Genomic DNA, 25,370 nt, shown 5'->3' on the forward strand with positions numbered 1-25,370 from the left:
TCCTTAGCCGGGGTCGGGTTTTATGCATTTTTTTATTGTTGCCTGATCATTATTGTTGTAAAAACAGCAAATGGCTTTTTATGTTACTCTTGTAAGGAAAAAGTAAAAAAATGAGGCCTGGCGGTAAAGAGAAGAGCGAAAAACAATGTGCCCTTTGCGAGCGCTTTGTTCGCTTGGTAAGTATGCATCATTTGGTACCTAAGCAGAAAGGAGGAAAGCATGGCGAAACTGTTCCTTTATGCCAGCCCTGCCACTCCACCATCCACTATACTTTTTCTAATACCGAGCTTGCCGGGCTGTTTAATTCCGTTGCCGCCCTGCAGCAGGCCCCACGAATGGAAAAATACCTGAACTGGATTCGAAGAAGGGGCATTGAAAAAGTAAGTAATAAAAGAAGCCGCTCCTAAGCGGCAAGTGGAATTCAGGAACAATTTAGTCAACATTAGTTATAAAGGGGAAGAGAAGAATTTTAGCCCAAAGAACATTTTTTATATGAAAAATTACGAAGGCAGAAAAAGAGTCGTTATTGAGCATATTGCTCCGCAGGTAGATGGAGGGAAATATCCGGCAAAAAGAACTGAGAATGAACCTTGTACAGTAACCGCCGATGTCTTTAGCGACGGCCATGATTTAATCCGGGCAAAACTGCTGTATCGGCAGCAGGGAAAGCGGAAATGGCAGGAAAGCCTGATGGAACCCTTGGGCAATGATGTATATGCCGCAACTTTTACTCCCGATACAGTAGGTATGTGGGAATTTACCATTCAGGGCTGGGTCGACCATTTTGCCAGCTGGAAGTCTGGTTTAAAAAAGAAGTTTGAAGCCAACCAGCCTGTGGAGGTCGAACTGCAGATTGGGGTTCAGCTAATGGAAGAGGGCTTATCAAGACTTTCAGGGCCCCAGGCCAAAAGGCTTCAGAAGAAAATAAAAGAGTTTGCCGCTATTGATGCTCCTGCTGCCGGGGTAACTGCGGCCTTCGATGAGGAACTGAGCGAACTGATGTTTGCTTCCCATTATAATAATCCAGACATCAGCCAGTATGAACCTCTTTTGCTGCTCGATGTAGAGCGGGAGCGGGCCCGCTTCAGTGCCTGGTATGAGTTTTTTCCTCGCTCTACCTCCAGAGAACCAGGCCAGCATGGAAACTTCCAGACGAGTAAGGAAATACTACCTCGAATTGCAGAAATGGGTTTCGATGTGGTGTATCTTCCGCCCATTCACCCAATAGGCGAAGAACATCGCAAGGGCCGTAACAATGCTACTGTAGCCCAGCCAGGCGATGTTGGTTCTCCATGGGCCATCGGAAGCAGGGAAGGAGGCCATAAAAGCATTCATCCGGAGCTGGGTACGATGGACGACTTTGTGGACTTTGTGCAGGAAGCAAACCGGCAGGGGCTGGAAGTAGCACTAGATTATGCCTTACAATGTGCGCCCGATCATCCTTATGTAAAGGAGCATCCGCAGTGGTTTAAATGGCGACCCGACGGCACCGTTCAGTATGCCGAAAACCCACCTAAAAAATACCAGGATGTGTTGCCGATTAACTTTGAAAATGACGATTGGCAAAATCTCTGGAAGGAATTAAAAAGTATTATCGATTTCTGGATCGACAAAGGAGTAAAAATTTTCAGGGTAGATAATCCGCACACCAAACCATTCCATTTCTGGGAGTGGATGATAGGAGAGGTAAGAAGAAAGCATCCTGAAATCATCTTCCTGGCGGAGGCTTTTACCCGTCCGCGGGTTATGGATCGCCTGGCAAAAATTGGCTTTACCCAGTCCTATACCTACTTTACCTGGCGTATATCGCAGGAGGAGCTAAAAGAATACATGGGTGAGCTGACTACGGCACCTCTCAAAGACTTCTTCCGGCCCAACTTCTGGCCCAACACTCCTGATATACTCCCGCCGCACCTAACCAAGGGTGGCCAGCCTGCCCATATTGTGCGCATGCTCCTGGCTGCCACACTTTCAGGAAACTGGGGCATGTACGGTCCGGTATATGAGTTTGGTATGACACAGCCTATGCCTGCCAAGGAAGAGTATATCGACAATGAAAAATATGAAATAAAGAATTGGGACTGGGAAGCCCAGACACCTATCAGGGATGCTATAACGCGTATTAATCGTATCCGGAAAGAAAACGACGCCCTGCAGTATACCAATAATATTATCCTGACAGATACTGATAACCCTAACCTTTTTGCTTTTGTAAAGAAAAGCCCTCATACAGATAATATTGTTTTAGTGGTGGTAAATCTTGATTTTCAATGGAAGCAGTCGGGCTGGGTAAAAGTACCGCTGGTGGATCTTGGTTTATCCACCGAAGCAAATTACAGGGTCCACGACCTGTTCAGCGGGCATTCTTACCACTGGCAAAAGGAGTGGAATTACGTGGAGCTCAATCCGCAGGGGGTACCGGCTCATGTGTTCCGTCTTGAATTTGAACAGGCTGAAGGACCGGGGCAAAAAGCTAACACTAATAATTTTTATTCTGAATAGTAATTTTTAACCCATTGATGGGAATATGAGAGATAAACAAGGACTCGACGACAAGCTGCACTGGTACAAAGATGCCATCATTTACGAACTGCACATCAAAGCCTTCAGAGACAGTAATGGCGACGGTATAGGCGATTTTAAAGGTCTGCTGGAAAAGCTGGATTACCTGGAAGACCTAGGTGTATCCGCCATCTGGCTCCTGCCATTTTATCCTTCGCCCCTGCGCGACGATGGCTATGATATTGCGGATTACTACAGCATTAACCCCAACTATGGTACCATCAACGACTTTAAACGGTTTTTAAAGGAGGCGCATGCCCGAAACCTAAAAGTCATTACAGAACTGGTTATTAACCACACCTCCGACCAGCACCCATGGTTCCAGCGGGCCCGCAGAGCTCCCAAAGGCTCACCGGAACGGGAGTTTTATGTTTGGAGCGACGACCCTAATAAGTACAGCGATACCCGTATTATCTTTACCGACTACGAACCCAGCAACTGGACCTGGGACCCGGTGGCAGAGCAGTATTACTGGCACCGCTTTTTCCATCATCAGCCCGACCTGAATTACGATAATCCTGCCGTGCAGGAAGAGGTGTTCAAAATGTTGGATTACTGGTTCGATATGGGTGTTGATGGCTTCCGGCTCGATGCAGTCCCTTATCTTTTCGAGCGGGAAGGAACCAATTGCGAAAACCTGCCCGAAACCCATCAATTCCTAAAAAAACTACGCAAGCATGTCGACAGCAAGTACGAAGGTAAACTGCTGTTAGCCGAGGCAAACATGTGGCCAGAAGACTCTGCCGCTTATTTTGGAGAGGGTGATGAGTGTCATATGAACTATCACTTCCCCATTATGCCGCGCATGTTTATGAGCGTGAAGATGGAGGATCGACATCCGATTATCGATATACTGGAGCAGACGCCGGAAATTCCGGAAAACTGCCAGTGGGGAATGTTCCTGCGGAACCATGATGAGCTTACGCTTGAAATGGTAACCGATGAGGAGCGCGATTATATGTATCGCATGTATGCTAAAGACCCACAGGCAAAGATAAATCTGGGCATCCGGCACCGTCTGGCCCCGCTGCTCGAGAATGATCGGAGGAAGATAGAGCTGATGAATGTATTGCTCTTCTCCATGCCAGGTACTCCGGTTCTTTATTATGGGGATGAAATAGGCATGGGCGATAACTACTACCTGGGCGACCGCGACGGGGTGCGAACCCCCATGCAGTGGAATGCCGACCGCAATGCCGGTTTCTCAGGGGCGAATCCTCAAAAACTGTACCTGCCGGTAATTCTTGACCCTGAGTACCAGTACGAATCAGTAAATGTGGAAGTGCAGCAGCGTAATTCCAACTCCCTGCTCTGGTGGATGAAGCGGGTAATCGCTATGCGGAACCACTATAAGGTATTTGGGCGTGGCAGCATCCGCTTCCTTTCTCCCAAGAATCCTAAAATTCTGGCTTTTGTAAGAGAGTATGAGGATGAAGCAATTCTGGTGGTAGCCAACTTATCGCGCTACTCACAGGCCGCGGAAATTGATATGGCCGATTTTGCCGGCTACACACCTGTGGAGGTCTTTAGCCATAATAAATTCCCTCAGATAACAGAAGCTCCTTCGGTATTTACGGTCGGACCCCATGGATATTACTGGTTCCTGCTGGAGAAAGAAGCTGAGAAGGAATCGGATGATAATCGCCTGCAGAAATCCATACTTACAGCCGATAACTGGGAAAGCCTTCAGGAAAGCAAACTGAGGAATAAGCTGGTAAATAAAATTATTCGCCCTTCCATGTTACGGGCCCGCTGGTTTGGCGGTAAAGCCAGAACAGTGGTAAGTGTCGAAGTGGTTGAGCAGTTATCGTTTACCCACCAGGAGACACCATTTTACTGGTTTGTGCTGGAGGTAAGCTATAACGAAGGGCTGCCGGAGATGTACCAGATACCGGTAACCTATTGTACTGCTGCCGAAGCAGAAGATAGCAGAAATGAACAGACAAAAGGACTGTTGGGAAGGATTCAGCTCGGAGGCGAAGAAGTGGTTCTATACGATGCTGTTTACTGCCCTTCTTTCCGCCACTTTTTAATGCACGAAATGAGTAGCGGCAGTCAGTCCACTGACGAGATGCCCCTCTTCCGTGCTTCGGCTGTAAAAGAAGTAAAAGACTTCTATAAAAAGGAAGAAATTAACTCTAAAATACTAAGTGCAGAGCAGAGTAATACTTCCATGATTTTCAATGGCAGGTATTTTATGAAGCTCTACAGAAAGCTGGATACCACCCTAAATCCGGATCTGGAAATTACCCGCTACCTTACCGAAGAAGCCGGCTTTGAATACACGCCCCGCTTTATGGGTTCTGTAGAAATAAAGAGGGAGGGAAGCAAGCCAATGGTAATGGGCATGGTGCAGGAAGCTGTGGAGAACCAGGGCGACGCCTGGACCTATATGCTGGATGTACTGAAGCAGTATTTTGAGCGGGTGCAGGCAAAAGGAGAAGATAAAAAGAAACTCCCGCCTTTAAAAGGCAGCCTGCTAAAGCCAGTATCTCTTGAGAAAGTACCTGAATCTCTGGCAAATATAATTGGTGGTCCATATCTGGAGCGAATAGACTTGTTAGGTAGAAGAACTGCCCAAATGCATAAGGCTCTGGCAGCGCCCACCAACACCCATGATTTTGGAGATGAAGAGTTCTCGCTGCACTACCAGCGCTCCCTTTATTCCTCCCTGCAGTCCCTTACCCGAAACAGCTTCGACACGCTATCCTCCACCCTTAAAAAGCTGCCAGAGCATGTGCAGAGCGAGGCAGTTGAAATTTTGAACATGCGGCAGGAGGTACTGAACAGGCTGAAGATGATTTACGACCATAAAATAGATGCCCTTAAAATTCGGGCCCATGGCGATTACCATCTTGGGCAGGTGCTCTTTACCGGAAAAGACTTCTTTATTATTGATTTTGAAGGAGAACCGGCCCGCTCCTTTAGCGAACGCCGTCTTCGCCGTTCGCCACTGCGCGATGTAGCTGGTATGCTTCGTTCACTGCATTATGCGGCTTATGGCGCTTTGCAGCAGTTCGATACCCTTCGGCCTGAAGAAGAAGAACAGCTGGAAGGATGGGCTGAGCAGTGGTACCATTATAATGCCGGTTTTTACCTGAAAGCTTACCTCGATGAGCTAAACGGAGAGGGCCTTGTACCGGAAGATGAAGGAGACCAGGAGCTGATGCTGAACACCTATCTGCTGGAAAAAGCTATCTATGAATTGGGCTATGAATTAAACAACAGGCCCGATTGGGTGCTTATACCATTGAGAGGGATAAAGTATATCATGGAAAAATCTGAAAAATAAACCTACCTGATATGGCAGAAGAAACAAACAATACAGATAAAAAGCAGGAAAAAACCCGTAAAAAATCGACTACCAGTAAGGCAGCCGATAAAACAACGGTTAAAAGAGCAGCCACCAAAACAAAGGCGGAAAAACCTGCAGCTAAAACCACCGCACGTAAACCTACCGAAAAGGTGCAGAATAACGACAGCTGGAGTTTGCTGACGGATTTTGACATCCATTTATTTCGTGAAGGGCGTCATTTCAGCCTCTATAAGAAACTGGGCGCCCATGTGCGGGAATGGCAGGGCCAGAAAGGGGTGGTTTTTGCCGTTTGGGCACCCAATGCCCAAAATGTTTCTGTAATAGGCCACTTCAATGGTTGGGACCGGAACAGCCACCCAATGTATGCACGCCTGGATAGCTCCGGTATCTGGGAGCTGTTTATACCCGATTTAGGACCTGGCGAAGTATATAAATATTTCATTCGTTCCAATAATGGATATGAGGTAGAAAAAGCGGACCCTTATGCTTATCGTACCGAGGTGCCGCCGCAAACAGCTTCTGTAGTTACCGACCTGGAATATAAGTGGTCAGATAAGCGCTACCTGAACAGCCGCGAAAAGAAAGCAGGTCAGTCTCAGCCCATGTCTGTTTATGAGGTGCACCTGGCTTCGTGGATGCGGGTGCCCGAGGAAGACAACCGCTCCCTGACGTATCGCGAAATGGCAGATAAGCTGGTAGGTTATGTAAAGGATATGGAATTTACCCATGTAGAATTCCTGCCGGTTATGGAGCATCCCTTTGGTGGCTCCTGGGGTTACCAGGTAACGGGGTATTTTGCCCCCACCAGTCGTTTTGGAACACCGCAGGATTTTATGTACCTCATTAATGAATTTCATAAAGCGGGAATAGGAGTCATTCTTGATTATGTTCCTTCGCACTTTCCAAGCGATGAGCACGGCCTGGTATACTTCGATGGAACCCATTTATATGAGCATGCCGACCCGCGTAAAGGTTTTCACCCGGACTGGAATAGCTACATCTTTAACTATGGCCGAAATGAGGTAAAATCTTTCCTGATTAGTAGTGCCCTCTTCTGGCTCGATATGTACCACATCGATGGTTTAAGGGTAGATGCCGTGGCCTCTATGCTTTACCTCGACTACTCCAGGAAGCAAGGGGAGTGGATACCAAATGAACATGGTGGAAATGAAAATCTGGAAGCCATTCAGTTTATGAAGGAGTTTAATGAAGCGGTGTACCAGAAGTTTCCGGATGTGCAAACCATCGCCGAGGAATCTACCTCCTGGCCTATGGTATCGCGGCCTACTTATGCAGGCGGACTGGGCTTTGGGCAGAAATGGATGATGGGCTGGATGCACGATGCACTTACCTATTTCCAGCGGGAACCTGTGTACCGTCAGCACCACCAGAATGATATTACCTTTAGCCTTTACTATGCCTTTTCCGAAAACTTTATGCTGCCGCTCTCTCACGATGAGGTAGTACATGGAAAAGGATCTCTTTTATCAAAAATGCCGGGCGATGACTGGCAGCGCTTTGCCAACCTCCGTACCTTATTCTCCTTCATGTACACCCACCCGGGAACTAAGCTTATTTTTATGGGAGGTGAAATAGCACAGCCCCGGGAATGGAACCATGACAGCAGCCTTGACTGGCACCTGCTGGAATACAACAATCATTTGGGAATGCGCCTGATGGTAAAACGGCTGAATGAAATCTACCGGAATTATTCACCTCTATACGATCAGCAGTTTGTACAGGAGGGCTTTGAATGGATCGATACCAATGACTCAGCTAATTCTGTCATCAGCTTTATCAGAAAAGATGCTAAGGGAGAGCACCTGGTGGTGGTGTGTAATTTTACCCCGGTAGTGCGTGAAAATTATTCTATTGGAGTGCCGGCTGCAGGTGTATACCAGGAGATATTTAATTCAGACGATACAGTTTGGGGAGGTAGCGGCGTGTTAAACAGTGAGGCATTAGAGACCCAGGAAGTGCAAAACCATGGGAAGGATCAATCCATTTCCATGACGCTTCCACCACTGGCCGTCAGCATCCTTCAATTTTCAAAATCCCCAAAAAGGTTGTAACTTCCCGTTCAGCCATTTTTGAAATACCCCCTCTTGCTGTTCAGGAGAGCAGCAAGAGGGAATATAATACCATTAATCTTTTTTATGAAAGACAATCCCCTTACCCTGGAAGAGGTCATGCAGATGGACCTGCCTCCAATCATTTTATATTGCGCTCCTTTCTTTTTTATTTTTGTTGCCCTTGAGTGGTATATTGGTATCCGTAAACAGCAGAAGCTTTATGACCCAAAAGATTTTGCTGCCGCCACCACCATTGGTCTTGTAAATGTTTTCTTTAATGCACTAACAAAGGCTGCTACTTTTGCTGTAGTATTGTTCGTGTACAACATGGTGCCCTGGAGTATTCCACCCACCTGGTGGTCGTTTATTGCCTGTTTTTTTGTGCTGGATTTATGCCGGTACTGGGCGCATAAAGTAGGACATGAGCATCGGTTCTGGTGGGCGACCCATGTTACACACCACAGCTCCAAACAGTATAACTTTTCCGTAGGCTTTCGCTTATCCTGGATACAGCAGATTAAAATCATTTTCTTTTTACCGGTGGTTTTAATGGGCTTTCACCCCTTGGTTTTCTTTATCTGCCACCAGGTTGCAGTGGTATACCAGTTCTGGATTCATACTGAGCTTATCCGTAAAATGCCGGCCTGGTTTGAGTTTTTCTTTGTTACGCCTTCGCACCACAGGGTCCACCACGCTACCAATCCCCAGTATATTGATAAGAACTACGGATCCACTTTTATCATCTGGGACAGGATATTCGGTACGTTCGAGCCTGAGGTAGAGAAACCAAATTACGGCATTACCAAACCTGTAAACTCCTATAACCCTATTTACCTGGTGTTTCACGAAGTAATAGATATTTGCCGGGATTTACGTTATGCAAAATCACCTAAGCAGTTCTTCCAGGTATTATCCAAAGGTCCTGGTGTAGAGGTGGTAACACCTCCTGCAGCAAAAGAAATAAAGCTTCCTGTAGAAAATGCAGATGGGGTAAAAGAGAAAGAGATTACTGCGGAGGCACAGCCCGTTAAGAAGGTGAGTGTTTAGGCCCGTAGTAGCAAAATGTAAAACGCTCCTCAAATGAGGAGCGTTTTTTTTATTCTTACTTTTTCGATTTTTCTTCTTTTCTCTCCCGGCCATAAAGCCTGCATAAACGGGCAATATTTTTGGCCAGAAGAGGATTAGCTTCTCCTTTTTGCATTCGCCATTTCCAGTTGCCGGTTGCAGTAGAAGGCCGGTTCATAATGCCTTCTTCTCCAAGGCCGAGGAAGTCCTGCATGGGAACTACCGCAATATAAGCGACCGAACTCATGGCCATTTGTATCATTACTTCCTGTACCTTTTGCGGCTGAATCCTTCGACCGCTATACTTCGCCAGTTGCTGCTTTTCTTTAGCAGACGCTTTATCATACCAACCTCGCACAGTATTGTTGTCGTGCGTGCCGGTATAAACCAGGCAATGGGGAATATGATTATGTGGGGCATAGGGGTTATGCCCCGGCTCGTCCCCGAAAGCAAACTGAAGAACGCGCATACCAGGTAATTTAAACTGCTCCATCAGGTCCCTTACCGGCTGGTCAATTTCTCCAAGGTCTTCGGCAATCAGGGGGAGGTCAGGAATTTCTTTTTCGAGCTTCCGGAAAAGGTCCTCGCCGGGTCCTTCTACCCAGTAGCCGTTAATGGCTGTTTCTTCTGTTGCCGGTACCTCCCAAAAAGCCGAGAAAGCCCTGAAATGATCGAGCCTGAGCAGGTCGTAAATATAAAGAGAATGCTTAATCCTCCGGACCCACCAGTGATGTACTTCTTTTTTTCGCTCCCTCCATTTAAAAACTGGTGTTCTCCATAGCTGACCAGTTTCGCTGAAGTAATCTGGCGGTACTCCGGAAACAACTTCCATTTCCAGTTGGTCGTCCAGCTTAAACAGGTCGGGGTGAGACCAAACATCGGAACTGTCGTAACCAACGTAAAAAGGTATATCGCCAAAAATTTTAATGCCTCTTTCGTTGCAGTAATTCTTTAGCCTGAACCATTGTTTGTAGAACAGGAACTGGAAATATTTCTCCTGCTCGGTTTCTCCTTCCAGTTGTTGCTGTAACTGCTGGAGGGCTTCTTTTTTTCTGAGCCTTACCTCTTCGGGCCAGTCAGTCCAGCTTTTTATGCCGAAGTGCTTTTTTAGCGCTGCGTAGAGGCTGTAATCTTGCAGCCATTCATTTTCTTTTTTACAGAAGGTTTTGAACTCATTCTGAAGATCAGGTGAAGCTCCTTCCTTGAAATATTGCCAGCTACGCTGCAGCAGGTCCGTTTTAATGGCAGTCGCACGTGAAAAATCAACCTGATCCGAAGCTTTCTCCTCTTCAGGTAAATCAGTGGTCTGTAGCAGGCCCTCTTCAACCAAATGCTCCGGACTAATGAGCAGGATATTTCCGGCAAAAGCAGAAAGCCCGCTATAGGGGGAGTGGCCGCTGCTTTCTTCTGTAGGACTCAGTGGGAGAATTTGCCAGTATGTTAAGCCTGACTTTTGCAGGAAGTCCGCAAAAGCATAACTTTCCGGTCCTAAATCGCCTATACCAAAAGGAGAGGGAAGGGAACTTATGTGCAGTAATATTCCTGCGCTTCTGTTGTGGTTCATTTTGCACCTCCTTTAAGAAAGGCCACAGGAAAATCGCTCAGGAGTTCTCCTATCGTAAGGTATTCATCATTTAGCTGGTGAGTTTTGCCACTTATTGAATTTTTCCATTGTTTTGGCAGCTCAGCTGGGTTCAGCAAAAGCCTTGTATCCTCCCAATCATTCCGGGTGGGAAAATAAGTCATACCACCGGCCACCAAGGACGGGTAAAGCGGTGCAAGAACGAGACAATACTGCTCTTCAAAAGTCCGGGTAAAGGCCAGGACTTTATCTTTATGTTTCCCTTCTACCTGAACCGGATGGTAAGTTCCCTTTGCAAAAAGGTCGGGGTGTTGTTGCCGGAACTGAAGACATTTATGGGTGAGGTAAAGCTTTATTTTGCCGTCTGTCAGTTCTTTTAGCTTTGCGGTTCGCAGCTCCTTTTCTTCCTGTTCTCCGGCCTCTAATATCTGCTGGAGAAACTGATCGCGGACCGTATAATTCACTGCTCTGCGATTGTCAGGGTCTACCATGCTCAGGTCGGGCAGTTCTGTACCCTGGTATACATCGGGTATGCCGGGAGCGAACATTTTTATCAGTACCTGGCTCAGGCTTTTATACAGTCCGGTGCGGGCAAGAATTCCTGAAAGGGGTAAAAAGCTGTTCATGAAGGTTGTATCGCCAAGCAGGGCCCTTATAAAATTCCGGCATGCTTCTTCATAAGCCGTGTTTGGACTGGACCAGTTACTATTTCGCTTTCCCTCCCGGAGTGCTTTCTCCAGGTATTGGTCCATTCTGTCCAGGAAGCGCTGGTCGTGCTCTCCTTCGGCAGGATAAAAGGCCAGGAGACTCTGGTAAATGAAATATTCATCGTTTGGCTCCGGTGCTGCCTTTCCGTCGATATTACGCTTTTTCTGCTGGTTTTGCTGGTGCCATTCCAGGGCAGTTTTTTGCCAGTATTCCGCTATTTCGGTGAGGGCATTGAGTCGCTGGCGGGCATCTTCGCCTCTTTTAGTATCGTGGGTGGCGGTGCTGTTAAGGGTAAGCGGGAGATTTTCCTGTCGCTCTTTCATCTTCTGGTGAAAGAGGGAAAGTTCCAGGCCAAAGTGTTGTGGCTGACCCCCGACCTCATTTAGGGAGGCAAGGCGATTGTAAATGTAAAAGGTGGTATCCTCCAGTCCTTTGGCTTCCAGCGGACCGCTAATTTGTTGGACTCTTCTGATAAACCGGAGACGTTCTTCATCCTTATTTCCTGTTGCTTCCGGCGAGAAAATCTCTTTTAAATGGCGGAGCGCTGGTTTTGCTGCTTCGCTTACCTTCTTTTCTGCTTTGGCAAAAGTTCTTTCCAGTACTTTCTTATCTGTTTCAGTAACAGGAAAATTACTGAAATAAGTACGGTAAACAGGGAAGGAGAGGAGCAGGCAGGAAAGCGCTTCTTCTGCCTCTTCTTTGCTTATTTTAATAGTGTGCAGGCCTAACTGGTGATACAGGCTTAGCAGGTTATGAAGTTCGCCCTTCATCCGGTGCTGTAGAATTAGTTTTTTATTATTCCATACCAGCTCTTCCCATTCTTGTTCGGTACTAAAGCTTTTGTACAATTGGGTAAAGGTTGGTTCTGCGGCAGGATAAACGAAAAGGGCATTAAGCTGCGAGAGAAAATCGTAACCAGTGGTGCCCTCAATTGGCCAGTCTGCGTCGATGGTTTCCTCCTGTTCAAGAATTTTTTCAATCAGCAGGTATACATCCGGACCGGCTAGCTTTCGAAGATCCTCCAGGTATTTTGCCGGATTGTACAGTCCGTCGATATGGTCTACCCTGAGTCCCTGGATATAGCCTTTTTCAATCAGCTCTTTTATATGCCGGTGGTAATCATTAAAAACCTCCGGTAGTTGTATGTTCAGGCAGATAAGATCATTTACGGTAAAGAATCTCCGGTAATTGATCTTCTTTTCAGTTTCCTTCCACCAGCAGAGCCTGTAGTATTGTGCATCCAGTATTTTTTTCAGTGCAGCAGGGTCATTATTTACTTTCTCCAGCAAATTTTGCACGGTAGCTGCCGATTTTTCCAGCGATGCTATAAAGTCCTGCACCTTGGCAGGGGCACCATTCTTTTGCAGGTCTTTTGCTAATAACTGTAACTGCTCCGCCTCATGCCATTCTGCATTTTCCAGCAGTAAGGAATAGGCGGGAAGGCTAAGAGGGTAGAGGTTGTCGTAATATGAAACATAACAGCGGGTTCCCTGAAAAAGGATTTTGATTTCTTTATTTTTCAGGCAGTTTTCCAGGGTATCTCCCAGGAAGGGGGTCATAAACGGTTCTTCACCTCTTATATCGTTCCAAAGGTCGAAATGGTTGAAGTAGGGAGAGTTCGGCCCTTTTTCCAGTACATCCATCAGCCATCGGTTGCGGCTATCGTAAGCCATATGATTAGGAACGATATCCTGCAGGCAACCCATTCCTTTTTCCTGCAGCAGCTGGTGGATTCTTTTCCATTGCTCCGTATCGCCTATAGCGGGATTTAACTGATGCGGATCGGTTACATCATAGCCATGGGTACTCCCTTCTCTGGCCGTAAAAACCGGGGCAAAGTATAGGGTGGAAATTCCTAACCTTCCAAGATAGGGTATAATTTTTTCCAGCTGACTGAAATTAAATTCATGCGAGAGCTGGAGCCGGTAAGTGGCAGTAGGGGTATATACCATCTGCTTTTGCTGTTTTAAATCTTTAAAAAATGGCCTTGAAATGAAGTCTTTCACCACCATGTTTGGCTTAAGGAAAAAGTGGCGCACACGGGAAGCCTGTAAAAAGGAAAATTATTTGTAGTTACTCGCTTCTTCATACACCACAGCCGAAAGTGGCGGGAGTGTCACCTCCTGTTCTTCCAGGAGCTCTCCGGGAACTTGCCGGCCCTGGCCTTCCCAGGTTAAATCATCTGTGTTAAGCAGCAGACTAAAGCGTCCTTTTAAGCCGAGGAGAGGAATGGTAATGGGCAGTGAAGAAAAGTTCAGCAGGCTTAAAATAGCATGCCCTCCTCCGGTTTTTAACAATCCGAGACAGTGCTTGTCCGTTGCGGTTAATACCTGCATTGAATCGCGGCTACTACTCTGGTAAGCCCTGTTATTTTTGCGGATGTTAATTAGCGCCCTGTACAGCTCCCATAATGCAAGTTGGGAAGGGTTTTGCCGAAAACCCCAGTTAAGCTTTGATGCCTGAAAAGTGTCTTCACTTTGAGGGTCGGCAGGTTCTCCTTTGCCATGAAAGTCGGCAAACTCTTTCTTTCTGCCTTTCCTTACCGCTTTCACCAGGTCTTTATCCGTATGGCTTACGAAATAATTAAAAGGCGCTGTTTCTCCCCATTCTTCGCCCATAAAGAGCATAGGAATGTAAGGAGATAGCAGGTAAGAGGCGGCTGCCAGTTTCAGCGCATCATAGTTAACGAGCTGGCTTAGGCGTTCGCCCAGCATCCGGTTTCCTGTCTGGTCATGATTTTGGGCGAAGACCACAAACTGATGGAAAGGGTGATTATCGGCTCTGGTGCCAAAAACCTTTTTGCGGTGAGGCGAATATATGCCATTGTACACATAGGTGTTTTTGTAGGCGTTTACCAAATGTTCGAAACGACCAAAATCTGAATAATAGCCATTGGTTTCGCCGGTAAGCCAGCTATGCAGCGCATGATGGAATTCATCGACCCACTGGGCATCCATGGCAAAGCCACCTCTTTCTCTGGGGGAAATAAAGCGGGTATCATTAAGGTCGACCTCGGCAATCAGGAAATGTTCGCGGCCACTTTCCTCTTTTAGCTGGTCAACAGCCTCACTGAGCTCCTGCAAAAAGTGCTTTGGACTAAAATCTTTAATGGCATGGACGGCATCAAGGCGAAGACCATCTACCCTGTAGTCACGCAGCCACATCAGGGCGTTTTGCAAAAAGTAATTTCGTACACCATCCGACCAGGCATCGTCGAAATTTATAGCCTGTCCCCATGGGGTATTATATTTATCAGTAAAATAGGGGCCGTATTGAGAAAGGTAATTACCTTCAGGACCGATATGGTTATACACCACATCCAGGATAACAGCAATACCTCGCTGATGGCAGGCATCGACCATGCTACGGAAGGCAAGGGGCCCACCATATGAATTTTGTACGGCATATAAATCTACTCCGTCGTACCCCCAGTTCCGGCTACCAGGAAACTGGGCAATGGGCATAATCTCAATGGCATTAATGCCTAAATCGACCAGATAATCGAGCTTGTCAATCACTCCTTCGAAGGTGCCGGCAGGACTGAAAGTGCCGACATGGAGTTCATATATTATCAGCTTTTCTTTCGGAATTCCTGCCCAGTCGGCAGTTGCCCAGGCATGATCCGATGCCACTACCGCAGAGGGGCCATGAGGGCCCTCCGGCTGAAAGCGGGAAGCAGGATCGGGTAGGGGATCCTTGTCATTTACTTTGTACTTATACAAGGTTCCTACCGGTAAATCTCTCACTTCTGCCTTCCAGTATCCCCAGTCATCCGGTTCAAGCGGAATGGAAAGCTGGACAGGGTCGAATACTTCTACGGTAACTCTTTCAGCCTCCGGGGCCCAGACACTGAACAGACATGTTTTAGTTTCTTTTTGATATTTTGCTCCTACAAATCGTGTCATACAGTTGTTTTTGCTAATTGGCTGCAAATGAGTCGGCTGCGGCTCTGTTTTTTAACTGTGTGGCAAGCCTAAAAGTTACGTTTTTTACTGAATGGATTGCTTGTTTAATTAAAGTTTAAACACTAAATTTGCAAAGATGATTAGTTGAGGTTTAGCTTAAGAGAATTTCTCATGAAAGGGCTATTCTTTTAGGGTTTAGTTGAAAAAGGGCTGCTACAGCCCTTTTTTTGTGGAGAACAGGAAGTAGGGGAGCTTAAAAGCTTTTTGCCTGGAGAGGTTTTTCTTTCATTGATGATGTTATTCCTTTTTATACAGGCAGAGCCGGTATAAGAATAAAAAAGGCGCTGAAGTTTAACCTCAACGCCCTTTGTATTTCATGCTTTTTTTATCTGTTACAGTAACTTCTGCAGGTCCTGCTTTGGAAGATTTAGTAATCCTACTTTTGGAAGCCTGCGGGTAAGCTCTCGCCAGTCCTCATTTTTTTTATAAATTTTCTGAAGCATTTTAGCCGCTTCCTGCACCTGTCCGTTATTGGCAAGTGTAATCGCATGCCAGTACTGCATTTCAAGGTTTTCAGGGAACATGGCTTCTGCCTGGCTGTAAAGGTCTTTGGCTTCTGCCATGTTTCCTTGCTCAACAGCTACATCGCCCTGGTTCATAAATTCGTAGGCACGGTAGGTTTTAAGAAGACGGGCAAGTTCTTTGATGGGCTCCGGGTGGTCATCTACCCGTAAATTAATGATTTCGTCATTCCAGGGTTCGGCGGATTTCTCCCCTTTAACTACCAGAAGAACAGCGGACTGTTTCCCGCGGATATCGCCTCCCTGCCTTTCAGCTGCTTCCAGGGCTTTAAGAATTCGTTCCGGAAAGGGAAGTGCTTCATTTTCTTCATATGCCGCAGCCATGGCAGGCCATACTTCAGGGGTCTTCATCATATTGGCCTGTACTGAATAGTTTTCGCCTGCAATATCACCTGCATAAGGGATACAATCCTCGCCGGTATGAACTGCCACACGGCCCTGAGCATCTAGTATGGCTACCTGTCGAACCTCTCTGCCTTCATCTGTGCTTAGAAGTATATCGAGTGCTTCCTGCGGGCTTTTTCCTTCTTTCAATAAGGCTAAGCCTCTGGGGCCAAAAGATTTATTGGTGAAGGATTGAGTCGCTACCACTCCTACACCGGCTTCAGCCCAGGAAACTGCAGTGCCAACAGAAAACCAGTGGCTCTGGACCGCAACGGCCATATTTCCTGTTTCCGGGTCCATGGCTACAATAGAATAGGTATGGGCAAGAGGTTCTTTAGTGGAGTAAAACTGTGCTTTGCCTGCCAGAGGATAAAGGCTCATAAGCAAAAGAAATAAGGTTAATATTCTTTTCATTTTTTTAATTATAAATCTGTTTTAAGAAACAAAGTCCAGGGGAAAAACGCTTTTGACAACTACTTCATCTGGATTCTGAAGATAGTAAAAAAAGGCTGCCACATGACAGCCTTTCTGAAATAATTCCCATTATAAATGTTTAACCTAAATAAACCCTCAGAACAAGTACAATGACAATCAGGAGGATTGAAAGTACAGCATTTGATTTCCTGGCACCTGCTTTATGATGGGGAGTGCGGCCAAAAGCAATATTGTTTAGCTGTTGTGGAGCTGCAGCCACAGTAAATAAACCCGCCCAACAAGAATGGCAATACAAATAAATTAGAAACTTTAATAGGTCGGGGTGGGTCTATTATGGTGATTTAATCTTTTTTCAGAATTACTGTGCTATACTTTGGAAGCGAAACTTTATCCATTTCCCTGGAGGCATCGGCCTCACTGGTAAAGAAAAGCTGATCATATTCAAGGTCAGGGCCGCTTAAGCTGAATTGTTTTGCTTCTCCTGAAAGGTTGTGGAGAATCAGGAGGTCCTCTCCCTGGCTCATTCTTCTGAAAGCGACCAGCTCTGGCACTTTTGTATGCGCCTCCTCGAGAGAACCAAAAGTTAAGGCCGGGCTGCTATTGCGTAGGGCAATCAGGTTCTTGTAATGGTTATACATAGACTCCGGATTATTTTTTTGAACGGATAGAGCCTGAACGCTGGTGTCGGTGGAGTAAGTGGGTTCTATCCAGCTGGCCCGAAGGGCATCCTCTTTTTTCGGTTTCCACAGGAAAGGCTCCCGTATATGCTCATCCGGTTTTTTACCCAGCATTCCTATTTCTTCGCCATAATAGATATAGGGCGAGCCCGGAAGGGTAAAGAGGAGGGCCGCGGCCATTTTTGCCTTTTCCGGATCCGCCTCAAGCGCACTCATAATGCGGTTCTGGTCATGGTTGGTCAGAAAAATGGCATCAATAAAGTCATCCGTAACACGGGAGTAGAAGTCGCGTATGGCTTTATGTTTTACGACCAGGCTATCTGCATCTCCTTCGGCTACTGCTTCGGTTATGGCATAACTCATATCGAAGTTAAAAAGGGCATGAAGGCCTTTTAGGTAGGGGGCCACCTTTTCTGTAGAATCCCACACTTCACCTACCAGATATACATCCGGCTTTACTTTTTCCATTTCCGCCCTGAATTCCTGCCACCATGCATGATTATCTTCGGGTCTATCGTCCGGAAAGATATGGCGGGCTGCATCCAGCCTAAAACCATCTACCCCCACCTCTTCCAGCCAGTAGCGACCTATTTTAAAAATTTCTTCTTTTACTTCAGGGTTATCGAAGTTAAGGTCGGGCATTCCTCCCCAAAAAAAGCCATAATAGCTCTGGCTATTACCTGGAGCCTCATGCCATTGGGTGATATTGTCGGAATCGAGCGTAATTTCTTTTTTGGCGATTTGGTCGGCAATAGAATCTTTATCTGCCCAAACATAATAGTCGCGGTAGGGACTGTCGGGGTTTTTGACGGCAGATTGAAACCAGGGGTGGTCGCGTCCTGTATGGTTTACCACAAGATCCATAATTACTTTCAGGCCCCGGGAATGCGCCTCGTCCACAAATTCCTTAAAATCCTCCATACTTCCGTAATCGGGATGGATGCCGTAGTAATCCGTAACATCGTATTTGTGATAGGAAGGGGAAGGGTTAATGGGCATCAGCCAGATGGCTTTAACGCCTAAATCCTCCAGATAGTCCAGTTTGCCTGTCATCCCTTTTATATCGCCGATTCCATCATTATTAGAATCGGCGAAACTCTGGACAAATATTTCATAGGTAACTGCATTAGGCCACTGGCTTACATCTTCTGTCAAAGCGGCCACAGGAGTGGCTTTCTCCTGGTTTACAGATTCAGCGGATTGATTTTTGCAGGCAGACAGGGCCAGAATCCCTGTGGCTGCCAGCAAAATACTTGTCTTCAACATTTTTATCACTTTGGAGTAAGGAAAGTTCGCCTGCCTATGCCTGGTTTCTGTTAAGGCAGTTCAGATCTTCGAAGGACTGCTTGAGGCGGCTGATGAAAGCTTTTTCTGCTTCCCTTAACCAGCGACGCGGGTCATAGTATTTTTTATTTGGTGCATCATCCCCTTCCGGATTACCCAACTGGCCCTGCAGGTAACCTTTATTGGCTTCGTAATAATCACGAATTCCTGACCAGAAAGCCCACTGCATATCCGTATCGATATTCATTTTTACGGCACCATATTCAATGGCTTCACGTATTTTTTCGCGGGGAGAGCCCGAGCCGCCGTGGAAGACGAAATTAACCGGATTGGCCTTAGTGTTAAATTTTTTCTGAATGTACTCCTGAGAGTTTTTTAAAATTTCTGGAGTAAGCTTCACGTTGCCTGGTTTATACACCCCATGCACATTGCCAAAAGCAGCTGCAATTAAAAAGCGGTCGCTTACTTCTTTCAGCTTTTCATATGCCATGCCCACTTCTTCGGGCTGGGTATATAGTTTAGATGCGTCCACATGACTATTATCCACGCCATCTTCCTCACCGCCGGTAACTCCTAGTTCTATTTCAATAGTCATGTCTATCTGGTGCATGCGTTGAAAATATGAATGGCTGGAGTGAATGTTTTCTTCCAGCTCTTCCTCTGAGAGGTCAAGCATATGCGAGCTGAAAAGTGGACGGCCGTGCTGTTTATAATAGGCCTCGCCGGCATCAAGTAAACCATCGATCCAACCCAGCAGCGGTCGTGCTGCATGATCGGTATGCAGAATTACCGGCACTCCATATTCTTTAGAAAGGATATGTACATGGTGGGCACCGGCAACTGCTCCGGCTATTGCTGCTTTTTGCTCCTTATTATCTAAACCCTTACCTGCATTAAAATGGGCACCTCCATTGCTGAACTGGATAATCACCGGCGAGTTTACCTCGCGTGCGGTTTCCAGAACGGCATTGATAGAGTTTGAGCCAATAACATTGACAGCTGGCAGGGCAAAATTATTTTCATTGGCGTAGTCGAACAGGTCTTTTACTTCCTGACCTGCCAGTACGCCTGCAGAGAATTTCTTGTTATTCATAAAATTTCTTTTCCGTGTGTAGACTAAAATTACTACAGAACTATTCTTTTTGCCATTACCGGACAATAATTCTTCTTATTTCTTTAAACTGGCTACCACTCACCTCAATAAGGTAATGGCCTGGCTGTAACTGTTCAAGAGGAATAGTATAAATTTTAGCTGTATGTTTTGGCAGCTCCTGTTGTATCACTATTCTTCCAAGTTGGTCAATAATTCTTAATTTAAGCGCCTGGGCCTGGGTATACTGTGAAGAAAGCTCCATCAACAGCCTATCTTCTGCCGGATTTGGATAAAACTTCAACTTACTGTCCAGTAGTTCATCATTAACAGCTGTAGGGCTTTCATAAAGGGCGAAAGGAGTAGGGTTTTCATATTCGTACACCAGTTTTTCGCTGAAGAAGACATGGAATTCACCCGCTTCCAGCTCTAAGGAGGCCAAGGTGTTATTTACCTGAAGCGAGTCTCCGCTAAAGTACGACCACCAAAGGCCTGCCTGAGGAAAGCTTACCACCGCATCTTCTGCTGTAAGGCCAAAATTGCCCACAATTACCACGTCCATTTCTTCACCAAACAGTTTAAGTGTCCGGACAGCACCGGTTTCAGGCATCTCAAAACTTTCTGTTTCAAAAACCGGATAGGTTGTCTTAAGGTGGTTTAATGCAGCCATGGTATGGAAAAGAGCAGCCCGTTCCGGATCATCCGCATATTCCCAGCGGATAGGTTTTTTCCCCACCCTGCCATTAAAGTCGATGCTTACATCATAACCGAGCTCACCAAACTGCCATATCATTTTTGGTCCTGGCACAGGAATGAAAAAGGCTGCGGCCAGTTTTACGCGGTCCAGAGCGGTTGCCAGCTCTGCCGTTGAATAAGCTCCGTTGCTGTTACCGTATTCAAGTGCTTTATAAATCTGCCGTTCTTCATCATGGCTTTCGAAGTAGCCGACAAGATTAGGGTCTTCCCAACCGCGCTCCTGATAGGAAATCCAGCTAAAATCGCTTTGATCATTCTCAATCTGCCAGCCCATAATGGCTTCTCCATAGCTGTGATGCATATTACCCCAGAGCAGAAAGCCATAATTGGCCAGTTCTGTTTCTTCTGAATTATCGGCAAAATGTTCCAGAATAAGGTAAGCGGTAGAATCTATCTCCCAGATTTCGTCGGCCATTCTTTTTAAAATGGCAATTCTGGAAGCATCATACACCGCCCATGGACCATAATCGTTTGTTTCTTTTTGCGTAAAACCTTTGGAAAGGTCGAAGCGGAAGCCATCGATATTGAATTCTTCCAGCCAGTAGCGGGTCACCTGATCTACAAAGGCCTGGGTATAAACACTCTCATGGTTCAGGTCGGTAAAGAAGTCCAGCGGGTGAGGCGTAACCGGGTTAAAGAACGGATTATCCTCAGCGGCCGTACCACCTTCCCACCACATCTTCAGGAAGGGGCTCGGGAAATCCTGGTGGTTGAGCGTAATGTCAAGAATTACTGCAATGCCCCGCTGGTGGGCAAGGTCGATAAGCTCTTTCAATTTTTCGGCCGGGCCATACCATTTGTCTACCGCAGTCATGAAAGTAGGGTTATAGCCCCAGCTGTCGTTGCCGTTAAATTCCATAACAGGCAGGAGCTGTATGGCTGTTATGTTGAGGGAATCCAGGTAATCCAGCCGGTCAATAATTCCCTGAAAATTTTCTGTTGTAGTAAAGTCGCGGGTCAGCAGCTCATAGATGATCAAATCTTCAGGTTCAGGCCTGGTGTAGTTTTGGGCCTGCCACACAAATTCGTCTTCATTGATTTTAAAAACACTCAGCCGGTCTGTTCCTGCTTCGGCCGGAAAAGGGCGAAGGCCGGGGTAGCGAGTTGCATCTATGTACTGGTCGTTTTGAGCATCCAGTACAAGTTCGCTGAAAGGGTCAGCAATATCAATTTCACCATCAACCAGATAGTAGTAGGCATATTCCGTGTTAGGATCGAGGTTAGGAACCTTAAGCCAGAAAGTATCTCCATCAGGTGTTACATTCATCTGGTAGGCAGGATCAATCTGGAAGTTATTAAAGTCTCCAAGCAGGAGAACATATTCTTTCTGTGGAGCGGTCAGCACAAAAGTAACAGAATTATCGGCATGTACATTAAGGCCGGGCTGAACTCCTTCTGGCAAGGGAGCTACGTTAGGCTGGGGCAATACCTGATAGGAGAAGCTTATTTCTTTAGTTTCAGTAGCGGTATTGGCCACAATCCGCACCTGGTGGGTTCCAACAGTGGAGGTTGGTAGCGGTTCGTTTACAGCAGTAACATTGGTGAATTCCTTTATCATGGCACCATCGAGGTAAAGCTGTATATCCGCTGCTTCACTGGTTTTCACCGATAGGGGGAATGAAGAATTTAGCAGCGTAAAAGCTTCTCCATCCCTAATCTCCGGGTTCTCAACTTCCAGGTTAAAACCACTGGGATAGAGATCCACATAAAAGTTTTCGGTCTGAGCCGAACCAGTGGCATTTTTTAATACAAGGCCCAGCTGAGTTACTTCAGCTCCTTCCGGAATAGGGTAAAAGTCAGAAGGGGTAAGGGTTATTTGCCAGATGTCATTACCGAGTGGCGTCAATTCAAAAGGTTCCGGTAATGGGGCACTCCAGGTTGTTTGTTCGGCAGGGGTATACCGAAAGGCATCATTTTCGTCGCCGGCCCCGGACCAGAGAAAAATTTCACCTTTCTGAGATAATTCCAGAAGAGCAGCTGCCCGCGGATCAGTGGCCTGCTTCAGGTCAAAGGTAAGGGTAACAGCCTGATCGGCGGAGGGAAACTCGGGATCAGTGGTTACTACCTGAGCCAGTGTAAAAGAAGGAAGGAAAAAGAGAAATATTAAAAAGAAGGGGTAGATTTTTTTCATACTAGATTGAAATTAAAATATGAACCAGGGATTTAAAGAATCCCTGGTTCATTAGTTTGTTATTCTGTAAGCAGCATATATCGCCCAGTGAGATCATTAAAGTAAATAGTATAATCTCCTGCCGGAACGGCTATATCTGCCCCGTCCTGGACACCAAGTCCGAAAAGTCTTTCCGGTTCGCTGGCAGCTCCCCAGTTTACCGTCCAGGCATCATTAGCTCTGAATTTGAGCATGGTATCTTCCTCAAAACTGTATTCGGTGAACCAGATATGAGGATTGAACGTGGATTGTTCGAGCGGAACAGAAACTGACCAATCGTTGAAAGCTCCAATAATACCGATGGTATTATAACTAGTCGCTGAGGATGCATCGTAGGGTTCCTGAGAATACGTTAAGTTCAGGGTGTCGATTACGATGGTATAGTATCCATCAGCAGGTATTTCAAAAGGAGCAGGATCAGGGTCATCTTCTGTAGGACGGTATAATACGCCTCCGGCTTCATCACTTCCCCACTGAGGGGCCCACTGTCCGAGCTCACTTAAGAACTTTAATTCCCCGGCTTCTAAAAAGCCTGTATATATGAAGGTATGCTCTTCGGTATCACTAAGGAAAGCAGGCATGGCTGCGGTATTGTCCCAGTCGTTTTCGGTTGCCGATCCAATCAGGTAAATTGTTTCCTGCACGGGTCCTGTTACAACCGTAGGGGCATAAGGAGTTACCTCTATGGTGCTAACATTTGAAAAGGCAGGCTCAACATGCTCAGAAACCGCTGCTTTTATTCTGAAGTGAAGCTGATGTGCTTCACCTGGCGTTAAACCAAACTCCCTGGCCATGGCATTTAACTCCGCAACGGTGTATGACCAATCTGTGGCATTATCTAAGGCTTCCTCAACTGGCTCAGCGAAATTCCCCCCAGCCGTATCAATTTGGAGAGTGTAATCAATGGCGGCATCATACCCAAAATCAGACTCGGTCCAATTAAAAGATATCGCTTCCGTCTCTGCTTCTTCTTCAGTAAGGATTAGTTCATTTGTTGAAACAGAAAGAGCAGGGGCGGTGCCTGGCTGAAGAATTACCCGATCTTCCTCTTTTTCACAGGCCATCAGTGTGACGAGAAAAAGGCCGAGGAATGTTAGTTTATTATAAATGATTGTTTTCATAAAATTAAATTTTCATGATTGAAGTAGGAGTAAAGGATGCAGTTAAACAGCATCCTTGTTTTGGTTTACTCGTAACAGTCAATTTGGTCAAGATTTGGGTTGGCAATGATATCATCAAAAGGAATAGGATAAAGCACCCTACATGGTTCAACTGCCTGTCCTTCCATTACACCACCTTTCCAGGGCCAAACATATTCATTACCAACAAACAGGCCGTAACGAATTAAGTCTGTTCTTCTGTGGGCTTCCCAATACAATTCCCGGGCTCTTTCGTCCAGAATAAAATCCAGAGTTAATTCCGCTGGCGTAATGGTTCCGAACTCACCTTCATAAGCTCTGTTTCTGATTTGGTTGGCTAAATCTACTGCAGTACCAACATCTCCTCCGCTTCCTCCCCGAAGCACTGCCTCGGCATATATTAAATAAACATCAGCCAGGCGAAATAAGGGAAAATCAGTATCCACAAAGGCAAGGGTAGGATCAGAGCCCGGTTCACCTTCGGAGGTTATATTTTTAAACTTTGTTACAGCATAACCATCGGTAAAGGTTGAGATATCTGTAATTTCAAGTTCCTGGCCATCAGTATAAAACATAGCACGATCATCTTCCTCTGCAGGAGGAAAAAGCGCCACCAGCTCTTTCGTGGTTCTGAGACCACCCCAGCCACCGTTTACACCATAATCAGCAGCCACCATGGAACCGCCGATAGCAGCATGGATGATAAAGTTAGTTCCACCATAGGATTGACTGTTGATACCGTCAAAAGCAATTGGTAAAATAATTCCCTGGGCATTGTCATTATCCGCCAGGAATAATTCTTCGTATTCCGGGTGCAGCGTAAAACCAGCATCAATTACTTTTTTGGCGTAAGTAATAGCTTCGGTATAAAGGGCTTCTCCGGTGTAAACTTCTGCATTTAAGTAAAGCTTGGCGAGAAGGGTCCAGGCAGCAGCCTGGTCTACTCTTGCATATTCATTCTGCATGGGGGCAGCCAGTTCACTTTCAATTGCAAGCAGCTCCTCTTCTATATAATCAAAAAGATCTGCCCGGCTTATCTGTTCCGGTGAAAAAGCACCTACCTCATCTTCTTCTGTAACAAAAGGAACGCTTCCATAAAGATCCAGCGCATGCCAGTAGCTAAGGGCTCTAAGAAAACGAGCTTCCGCACGATACATTCTTGCCAGTTCTGCGTCCTGGCCTGTAATTCCGCGCCCGCTTAGTTTTTCATCAGAAGTTTCCCTAATAAATTCATTCGCAAGGGTTATCTGGTAGTAGATCCGGTAGTACATGGCCTTAGAAAGGGCATTACTGGCAGTCCAGTCCATAAGATTCAGGCCGGAAACACCAGGGTCATTTACCCAGGCCAAAACGGCTTCATCTGTGGGTAATTCCTGTAACATCCAGTAGGTTCGGAAATAGCTGGAGGCGCCTTCATCTATACCTGCTACATCTCCTCTGCCGGCCGGCCCTTGCTGGCCGGTAAGGGAATATCCACCATACAATTTTGCCAGAACATTTTTGTAATTGGCAAAATCTTCATAAACAACAGCAGAGGTAACCTCATTTTTCGGCTCCAGGTCCAGGTCATCAAGACATGCAGTTGCCGAAAAAAGCACCACTGCTGCCATGATTGTTCTTTTTATATAATTTTTGATCATAGTC

14 protein-coding genes are annotated in these 25,370 nt (G+C 46.3%); 5 read left to right on the forward strand and 9 right to left on the reverse strand.

Translation table 11 applies throughout. The features are described 5' to 3' along the window. Positions 1–110: 110 nt before the first annotated feature. The 5 genes from F752_RS0110590 to F752_RS0110610 all read left to right on the forward strand — a co-directional run bounded on the left by F752_RS0110590 (position 111) and on the right by F752_RS0110610 (position 8,997). Complete coding sequence (locus F752_RS0110590; RefSeq protein WP_017731713.1) at positions 111–407, forward strand: HNH endonuclease; 297 nt, start codon at positions 111–113, stop codon at positions 405–407. Between the two features lie 85 nt (positions 408–492). Continuing rightward, on the forward strand, positions 493–2,502 hold the full coding sequence (locus tag F752_RS23895) for an alpha-1,4-glucan--maltose-1-phosphate maltosyltransferase (RefSeq protein ID WP_051049889.1): 2,010 nt from the start codon (positions 493–495) through the stop codon (positions 2,500–2,502). 25 nt (positions 2,503–2,527) lie between these two features. Then, positions 2,528–5,854 (forward strand): maltose alpha-D-glucosyltransferase, encoded by a 3,327-nt coding sequence (treS, locus tag F752_RS0110600; RefSeq protein WP_017731715.1) that lies wholly within the window; start codon positions 2,528–2,530, stop codon positions 5,852–5,854. Positions 5,855–5,865: 11 nt separating this feature from the next. Further along, positions 5,866–7,950 carry a 1,4-alpha-glucan branching protein GlgB gene (glgB, locus tag F752_RS0110605; RefSeq protein WP_017731716.1) on the forward strand — a complete coding sequence of 695 codons (2,085 nt, stop codon included), beginning with the start codon at positions 5,866–5,868 and terminating at the stop codon, positions 7,948–7,950. A gap of 84 nt (positions 7,951–8,034) precedes the next feature. After that, positions 8,035–8,997 carry a sterol desaturase family protein gene (locus F752_RS0110610; RefSeq protein WP_017731717.1) on the forward strand — a complete coding sequence of 321 codons (963 nt, stop codon included), beginning with the start codon at positions 8,035–8,037 and terminating at the stop codon, positions 8,995–8,997. A gap of 55 nt (positions 8,998–9,052) precedes the next feature. Here F752_RS0110610 and malQ read toward each other — a convergent pair whose 3' ends face one another. The 9 genes from malQ to F752_RS0110655 all read right to left on the reverse strand — a co-directional run bounded on the left by malQ (position 9,053) and on the right by F752_RS0110655 (position 25,366). Next, positions 9,053–10,579 carry a 4-alpha-glucanotransferase gene (gene malQ, locus F752_RS0110615; RefSeq protein ID WP_017731718.1) on the reverse strand — a complete coding sequence of 509 codons (1,527 nt, stop codon included), beginning with the start codon at positions 10,577–10,579 and terminating at the stop codon, positions 9,053–9,055. Then, positions 10,576–13,344 carry a malto-oligosyltrehalose synthase gene (treY, locus tag F752_RS0110620; RefSeq protein ID WP_152425104.1) on the reverse strand — a complete coding sequence of 923 codons (2,769 nt, stop codon included), beginning with the start codon at positions 13,342–13,344 and terminating at the stop codon, positions 10,576–10,578. Before treY ends, malQ begins: the two co-directional genes overlap by 4 nt. Positions 13,345–13,368: 24 nt before the next feature. Beyond that, entirely contained in the window at positions 13,369–15,210 is a 1,842-nt protein-coding gene (gene treZ, locus F752_RS0110625) for a malto-oligosyltrehalose trehalohydrolase (RefSeq protein WP_017731720.1), read from the reverse strand. A 392-nt stretch (positions 15,211–15,602) separates the two neighbouring features. Continuing rightward, a complete protein-coding gene (locus F752_RS0110630) occupies positions 15,603–16,589 on the reverse strand; it encodes a DUF1028 domain-containing protein (RefSeq protein ID WP_017731721.1) in 987 nt (328 codons plus the stop codon). Positions 16,590–16,951: 362 nt separating this feature from the next. Next, positions 16,952–18,553, reverse strand: a complete 1,602-nt coding sequence (locus F752_RS0110635; RefSeq protein WP_017731722.1) for an alpha-amylase family glycosyl hydrolase — start codon at positions 18,551–18,553, stop codon at positions 16,952–16,954. A gap of 34 nt (positions 18,554–18,587) precedes the next feature. Further along, positions 18,588–19,664 (reverse strand): class II fructose-bisphosphate aldolase, encoded by a 1,077-nt coding sequence (gene fbaA, locus F752_RS0110640; RefSeq protein ID WP_026135662.1) that lies wholly within the window; start codon positions 19,662–19,664, stop codon positions 18,588–18,590. Positions 19,665–19,719: 55 nt separating this feature from the next. After that, positions 19,720–22,548: an alpha-amylase family glycosyl hydrolase gene (locus tag F752_RS0110645; RefSeq protein ID WP_017731724.1), complete on the reverse strand. Its 2,829-nt coding sequence runs from the start codon at positions 22,546–22,548 to the stop codon at positions 19,720–19,722. Between the two features lie 59 nt (positions 22,549–22,607). Then, positions 22,608–23,708, reverse strand: coding sequence for a SusE domain-containing protein (locus F752_RS0110650; RefSeq protein ID WP_017731725.1), 1,101 nt, complete (start codon positions 23,706–23,708; stop codon positions 22,608–22,610). 65 nt (positions 23,709–23,773) lie between these two features. After that, complete coding sequence (locus F752_RS0110655; protein ID WP_026135663.1) at positions 23,774–25,366, reverse strand: RagB/SusD family nutrient uptake outer membrane protein; 1,593 nt, start codon at positions 25,364–25,366, stop codon at positions 23,774–23,776. Between the last annotated feature and the right edge of the window lie 4 nt (positions 25,367–25,370).

It is taken from the genome of Nafulsella turpanensis ZLM-10 (assembly GCF_000346615.1).
In the GTDB taxonomy this organism is placed as follows: domain Bacteria; phylum Bacteroidota; class Bacteroidia; order Cytophagales; family Cyclobacteriaceae; genus Nafulsella; species Nafulsella turpanensis.